The following is a 6,937-nucleotide window of genomic DNA, read 5'->3' as shown; positions in this document are numbered from 1 at the left end:
TTTCGGGTGATAAGCTCATTTTCCCATATACATCTTTTTCAGGAGTTGCCAGAGATGGATCAAAGGGTTCATATACCGGTTCTGCTATCGGTATTGCTTTTCTTCGAAGAGATGGTTTTGCCTCGATGAACAATTCCAATTATGATGGATTTCTGATCACACGCCCGATAACATTTTCAGGTTCATGCATATTTATAAACGCTACTGCTATCAATGGTCGAATCAGGGTGGAGGTATTAGATGAAAATTTGGAACCTCTGTTACCTTTCACAATTGATAATTGCCTTCCTTTCAATGGTGATAGTACATCGACTGAACTGAAATGGAAAGGAGGAAAGGATCTTGCGGCCTTAGCTGGAAAAGTAGTAAGGTTTCGATTTGAAGTTAATAATGGTTCGTTATTTTCATTTTGGGTGAGTAAAAACTCTAAAGGAAGTAGTGAGGGATATTTAGCTGCAGGTGGTATGGGATATTCAGGAATATCTGATACGATTGGTTTAGATGCATATAATTAAGTGTTAATAGCGAAAACTCAAAAGCATAAAACATGGAACTTTTAAAATCCTATGTCAAATTTTAATCAAATGAACCGAAGAAATTCAATAAAATCCCTTGCCCTATTGTTAGTATCAAGCTTGCTCTCCGCTTGTGGTTCTGAACAATCCGACAAGAAATCAATGACTATTTTATTGGTATCCGGATGGCAGGATGTCAATATTGGTGATATTGCCCATACCCCAGGCTTACTGCATGTTTTAGATAAATACTTGCCGGATGCCAGGATTATTTTGTGGAAGCGTAGTAAAAGTGATCAGGTGGAAAAGCTCCTAAAGAAAAACTTTCCTAAAGTGGAAATACTGTACGGTGATGTTGACGCTGAAAAGAAAATTCATGAACCCGGATTGATTAGAGCATTCGAAGCTGCTGATGTGATGATTCATGGTTCAGGCCCAATGGTAGTAGGACAAAGTAACCTTGAAGCATGGGTGGAATATTCACAAAAACCTTTTGGGCTTTTTGGAGTAACCATCCAAAATATTAATGAAAGTCTATGTGAGTTATTATCTAAAGCCTCTTTTATATATACCCGCGAAACTGGCTCCATCGAGGTCTTAAAGTTCCATGGCCTTACAGGAAATCACTTTTCTTTTGCACCTGATGCTACATTCCATTTTCATCTAAAGGATGATGACCGTGCACAGGATTTTCTAGAGGTGAATGGGCTAGAAGATAAGAAATTCATATGTGTCATCCCACGACTGAGATATACACCCTACCATGAGATCCGGCAGGTAGACTGGTCGGAAGAGAAAATAAGGGAGGTAGAAGAAACGAACATTCAATATAAAGAAATGGATCATGCCAAACTCAGGGAAGCTATGATACGCTGGGTTAATGAAACTGGCAATAAAGTGTTGGTGTGCCCTGAAATGACTTACCAGGTGAACATTGTGGATGAATTGCTGATTGATCCCTTACCAGAAGATGTGAAGCCAAATGTAATTAAAAGAGGATATTGGTTAACGGATGAAGCTGCTTCCATGTATGCCAAGGCCCACACAGTATTAAGTTTTGAATGTCATTCACCCATTATTGCCCTTGCTGCAGGTACACCAGCAATGTACTTACGTCAACCTCAGGATACCATCAAGGGACAAATGTATTACGACTTGAACTTGTCGGATTGGGTGTTTGAAATCGATGACACGCAGGGGATTCAAATAGCCGACCGCCTGATGGAAATATACAATCATTATCCTGAAGCACAGCTAAAAACAGTGGACGTTATTGACAAAGTATCTGAAATTTATATAAATGCTTGTCAATCGATTGCTGAACAATTACAATATAATCCTTATAAAAAATGATTAAGAAAAGCCCGATTGTAAAATTGTATTTCGGTATGTTAAACTTTATAATAAGGTATGACATAAGTATTCTTAAATCAAAATAGTCATGAAATTCAATTGTAACTGTTTATTTATTGTCTTACTATATGTTTCAATGACTTTTATGTATAATCCATATCCCGCTTTTGCCCAAAATCCATTTACGGATTTTTGGGCGATGGAGGGGAATCTTGTATCCCATCACTACACAGATAGGGAAGACCCTTCGTTGGGCCAAAAAATCCTTGAGCTAAGGGGAGAAAATGATCTCCCCATTTGGTTTGCTAAAGAGTTGCATAAGATTGTTTGCCTGGAAGGCAATTGTCGCATTCTGGATCTTTGGTTGTTTTGGGACGGAATTGGGGACTATCTCGGTTTCAATCTATTTAAAGACAGTCCCTTGACCAAAACCGATCACGTGGATTTTGATCAGGAGGATTACGAAAAACTCCACAGGATACTTTTAGATGAAGAATCTATTTTGGGAAGAATGGAAAAAGAAAATTTAGTCTACCCCTCGGTCCGTACCGATTATCAAGTAGATGGATATTCGGGTGCCACCCAGTTGTCTTTAAAGGAATATCTTGTAAAAGATGCGGCATATACCTGTTATACCATATGGCATTCGGTATATGGACCGGTTCAGGAAGAAATACGGAGAATTCTGGATAGGAGGGCAGACAATTCCTTTTTAACATTATTGTTTGACCAACATGAGCCTAAATATAAAATATGGGCAATAAATTTTATTGAAAGAAATCCATCTTATTATTCCCAGTTTCTATCCCAGATAATCGACCAAATAAAAAGTGAGGATGATTTGCTATCATTGAAGGCAATGAAGTTTTTTTTGGCTGAAAGATTATCGGAACCAGCGTTGCAGATTGAATTGGCCTCTCGGATTGACGAATTTCCTGATCAGCGGCGGTATGAACTGTTATGGGAATTGGCGGAATTAGACCTAATTCAAGATGAAACCATAATAATTCTGTTGGATAAGTTCGGTCAAAATAAAATCAAACCTTCTCTGATAGGGTATATCTACAATCTAATTCGTCCTGAAAACCTAAAAGATTACAATTTGGCAGTTCGGTTGAGAGCCTTTCTAAAACATGAAAATTTATATGTAAGGAACTTAACAAAAAAGTTGTTAATGGATTTTAATTTCTCAGTAAATTAAAAAAGGCTGACTAAAATAACACAATATGAATGGTAGTCCATTAAATTTAAACAACTCAAAAATTAAAGTAAATTTTATTTACGTATTATTTATTTTAATTCTAATCTCTTGTACCAAGAATGCTGGACAAAAGAAAGAAGCAAGTAGGCCAACTCCCCCAAATGTGATCATTCTTTTGGCTGATGATTTGGGATATGGCGATCTCTCAAGTTATGGCAGTGCCACGATCGAAACCCCCTACCTTGATTCTCTGGCAGCCCAGGGCATGCGCTTTACTCACTTTTACTCAGGTTCAGCTGTCTGTTCACCTTCCCGCGCTTGTCTGCTTACCGGCAAGTTCCCTCTACGTTTCAACATTCGTCGTGCTTTTACAGATAACGATGAACACTTGCCTGAAGGAACAGTCACGCTGCCCAAATTGCTGCGTGAAGCAGGCTATGCCACAGCACATATCGGCAAATGGCACCTGGGTGGGCTTCGACCACAAGACTATGAGGCGCGGCAACGCCACGAACCGGCCAATCCCGGGCCCCTTCAACACGGTTTCGATCAATTCCTTACCAATATTGAAGGAGCGCCTATCCGTCCCGCTCTTGTCAAAGACCGGAAACTTTACCGGGAAGGGGGAAAATACTTAGTGCGTAACGACGAGCGCATCCCCGAAAACCCTAATCATTGGACCGATATCAAGGTAGATGAGGCCGTTGGTTTGATCGAAAACTGGCATAGAGCTAATCGGCCTTTTTTTCTAAACCTATGGTTTGATGTGCCTCATACCCCATATGAACCTGCGCCAGAGCCCCACTTGTCAAAATATGAAAAAATGGGAGTGACTGGCGACCAATTATACTTTCGGTCCATGGTTTCACATCTAGATGCTAATATTGGGAGACTTATCAGCAAACTAAAATCTATAGGGATTTATGATAATACCCTTATCATTTTCACCTCTGACAACGGTCCAGCCTTCCAAGGGAGCCCTGGCCCTTTTAAAGGGGGGAAAACCGACCTGCACGAAGGAGGTATTCGGGTACCTATGTTCGCAGTTTGGCCCGGCAGGATTCCCCCAAACTCCTATACCTTTCAAGTAGGTCATATGGCTGATCTGTTACCTACGATTTGCGAGGCAGTAGGATTCCATCACGTGCCTGGTGACCTAGACGGCATCAGTTTACTTTCTCATTTAAAAGGAGGGGATGTGATAGAACGGGACATTTTATTGTGGCAGATGGATTTATACACGCACTTTCAAAACCAGGGACCAAAACCCACCCCATATGCCACCTCCGTCGCACTGATGGGGAAATGGAAATTACTGGCCGACAGCCTGCAGCCTACCGAGTTGTTTGATCTGGAAGAGGATCAGCGCGAACTATATAATAAATTAGGCCAAGAGCCTGAAATAGAAAAGGCGTTGCGTGATGCCCTACAGCTCTATCATACCAGTCCTAGAAAGGGATGGCACTGAAGCCCCGAATCTTGAAAACCAAATTCGGAATTGGCAAAGATCTATACTTGAAAGTTTGATGGGTAATGACAATAAAGAGAATTCAAGGATTTTGGTAAAGTTGAAAGAAATGGCCTTTACACCTTTTAATACCAAACAAACCAGAAAGGTGATATCAAATGAGGATGGATGTATAGGAATGCAAGTAAAAGAATGGAGCCCTGGTATAGGCAACTCCGTGACCAGTTCCTGATTTGGGTGAAGTTAAAAGATTACACCAATTTCAAATAATAAAAATAAAGAAAACCATAACGCTAGATCCGAATGACATTCAACTTAAAGCACATAGCTATCTATAATCTGATTTATCCTGAAAACCTACAAGACGATAGGGAGGCAACCTGGTTGAGAACCTTCCTGAAAAATAAAAATTTATACAGAAAAAACCTGACCGCAATTGCTGGCGGATTTGGGTTTTCCTGTTAACTAAACACAAAGAATCTTAAAACATGAGAATAATATTGTTGATTTTCTTGAACATTGGATGGGACATCTTGGATGTCAAGTCGCAAATGACTTCCCCTGATCTCATTTGCCATGAAAAGCAGTTTGTCTTTTCCGATGCCCAAAACCACGGTTTTTCACCTGCAGCGTCAGGGATCGAAAATACCAAATCCCTTCAGGCAGCCGTGGACAAAGGAGGAACCGTTCTGGTCAGCCAGCCGGGCATCTATAAAGTGGCAGGTACGGTATATGTGGGAAGCAACACCTCCATCGTCTTTGGCAATGGGGTTTTTCTCCAAAAGGTTAACGAAGAGGGCCCTTTCACTCATGTGTTGTTAAACAAAGGAGCCCTGACGAAAACCTACGATGAACACATCCGCATCCATGGTTTACATATAATGGTCAACGGAATTGATAAGACATTCTCTGAAATCTATGGACTGCGGGGGCAGATTGCCTTTTTCTATGTGAAAGATTTGAAAATTGAACGATTTCGGTGCATGGACCTAACTAAAATGCAATATGGCATCCATGTTTGCACCTTTGAAGACCTAATTATTGACGATGTCATTATCAAAGGGGAGAAAGATGGCATCCACTTAGGCAGGGGAAAAAGGTTCCGGATAAGCAACGGAGTTTTCCAAACCTTTGACGACGCGATCGCTCTTAATGGGCACGATTATGCTACCTCCAATCCCGAACTGGGATGGATTGAAGATGGTCTGGTAGAAAAATGCCACGATTTAAACGCAGAAAATACTACTGGATATTTTTGCCGCATTCTTGCCGGGGCATGGATTGATTGGAGGCCGGGAATGGAGGTACAGCAGTCCGATGCGGTAGTTTCGAATGGCAGGATATATCGGGTTCAGGCAAAGCCCGATGGGACCATATATCACTCGGTAACCAAACCTACCCATGAATCAGGGAGTATGGAATTGGATGGCATCCAATGGGGGATGGTTCAAAATGATGTGATGTATACTGCGGGCGTCCGCAATGTAACATTTCGGGATATTTATTTGGATAAGCCCAGGATTGCTTTTTCGGTGCATTTCGATAATGACAAGTATAGCCGGTCCTATTACCCTGGGGCGCAGGTGCCTGTTCAGGAGCAGCTGACCTTTGATAATATTCGGGTGAAGCATGGGCAGCAAAAGGATTTTTTGTCTATAAATACGCCGATGGATGTGGTCACCATTATCGGCTCCGTGTTCAGAAACAATAGGATTAGTTTCCACGGCAATAAAGCCATGGCCGACTACCTTCCCACCAGAATTAACCTCATTGGATGTGTTTTGAGCGAACAGGGACCATTTGATTTGGTGACAAATAGTGTAGTAGGAAAACAGATTTTTGTACAAACCTCCTCCAGCATTGAACTTAATCAAAACTTTTCTGCTAATGTAATTCCCGGAAGCGGTAAAATTACTGTAATATCAGATCTGAGCGGATTGAAAAAAGGAAAAAATTGATTTAGAAAATCCTAATGAAAAAATCTCATATCTAACGGCAGGCTTGACAGCTCTCTATCCTGGTTGGAGCAGAAAGTACTGATGATGAGAAAACTGAGAGAATGATGACTAATGAAGTTCTTAGGTAAATTTAAATAGAATTAGGACTAACCTTTCTTCATAGCTGCAGTATATTTAGGAACTCAATGCTCATTTGTGGCTCCCAAAATATTTTGTTCTGACCAGTGAAGATTCAGGTCTGAGTCATACTGGATTTAGATGTGTCAAGGAATTTATGTAAGATAGATTTTGGGTTTATTGATCACAAAACCAGTCCGGCCTCTGGACTGGTTTTTTCAATATTGAGATATCCTTCCTTCGTATTTATTGGACTACCCTCTTCCCGCCCATTTGTTCTATTTCAATCAGTTCATCAAACTGTCGTAAAACCTCGGGAATTTTT

General features: G+C 40.8%; 5 protein-coding genes and 1 pseudogene. All 6 read left to right on the top strand.

Features of this window, described 5'->3' with window-relative positions:
• Positions 1–515: pseudogene (locus ACEW8O_RS11430) on the top strand (hypothetical protein); the annotation flags it as partial.
• 69 nt (positions 516–584) lie between these two features.
• Positions 585–1,868, top strand: coding sequence for a polysaccharide pyruvyl transferase family protein (locus ACEW8O_RS11425; RefSeq protein ID WP_373494761.1), 1,284 nt, complete (start codon positions 585–587; stop codon positions 1,866–1,868).
• 88 nt (positions 1,869–1,956) lie between these two features.
• Positions 1,957–3,069, top strand: a complete 1,113-nt coding sequence (locus ACEW8O_RS11420; RefSeq protein ID WP_373494760.1) for a hypothetical protein — start codon at positions 1,957–1,959, stop codon at positions 3,067–3,069.
• Positions 3,070–3,094: 25 nt separating this feature from the next.
• Entirely contained in the window at positions 3,095–4,537 is a 1,443-nt protein-coding gene (locus tag ACEW8O_RS11415; RefSeq protein WP_373494759.1) for a sulfatase-like hydrolase/transferase, read from the top strand.
• Positions 4,538–4,840: 303 nt separating this feature from the next.
• Positions 4,841–5,002 carry a hypothetical protein gene (locus ACEW8O_RS11410; protein WP_373494758.1) on the top strand — a complete coding sequence of 54 codons (162 nt, stop codon included), beginning with the start codon at positions 4,841–4,843 and terminating at the stop codon, positions 5,000–5,002.
• A 23-nt stretch (positions 5,003–5,025) separates the two neighbouring features.
• Positions 5,026–6,495, top strand: coding sequence for a hypothetical protein (locus tag ACEW8O_RS11405; protein WP_373494757.1), 1,470 nt, complete (start codon positions 5,026–5,028; stop codon positions 6,493–6,495).
• Positions 6,496–6,937: the final 442 nt, after the last annotated feature.

Origin of the sequence: Aquiflexum sp. (assembly GCF_041749095.1) — a bacterium.
In the GTDB taxonomy this organism is placed as follows: domain Bacteria; phylum Bacteroidota; class Bacteroidia; order Cytophagales; family Cyclobacteriaceae; genus Aquiflexum.
Note: the sequence above shows the minus strand (reverse complement) of the source record. Positions and strands in the feature narration are given on the sequence as shown.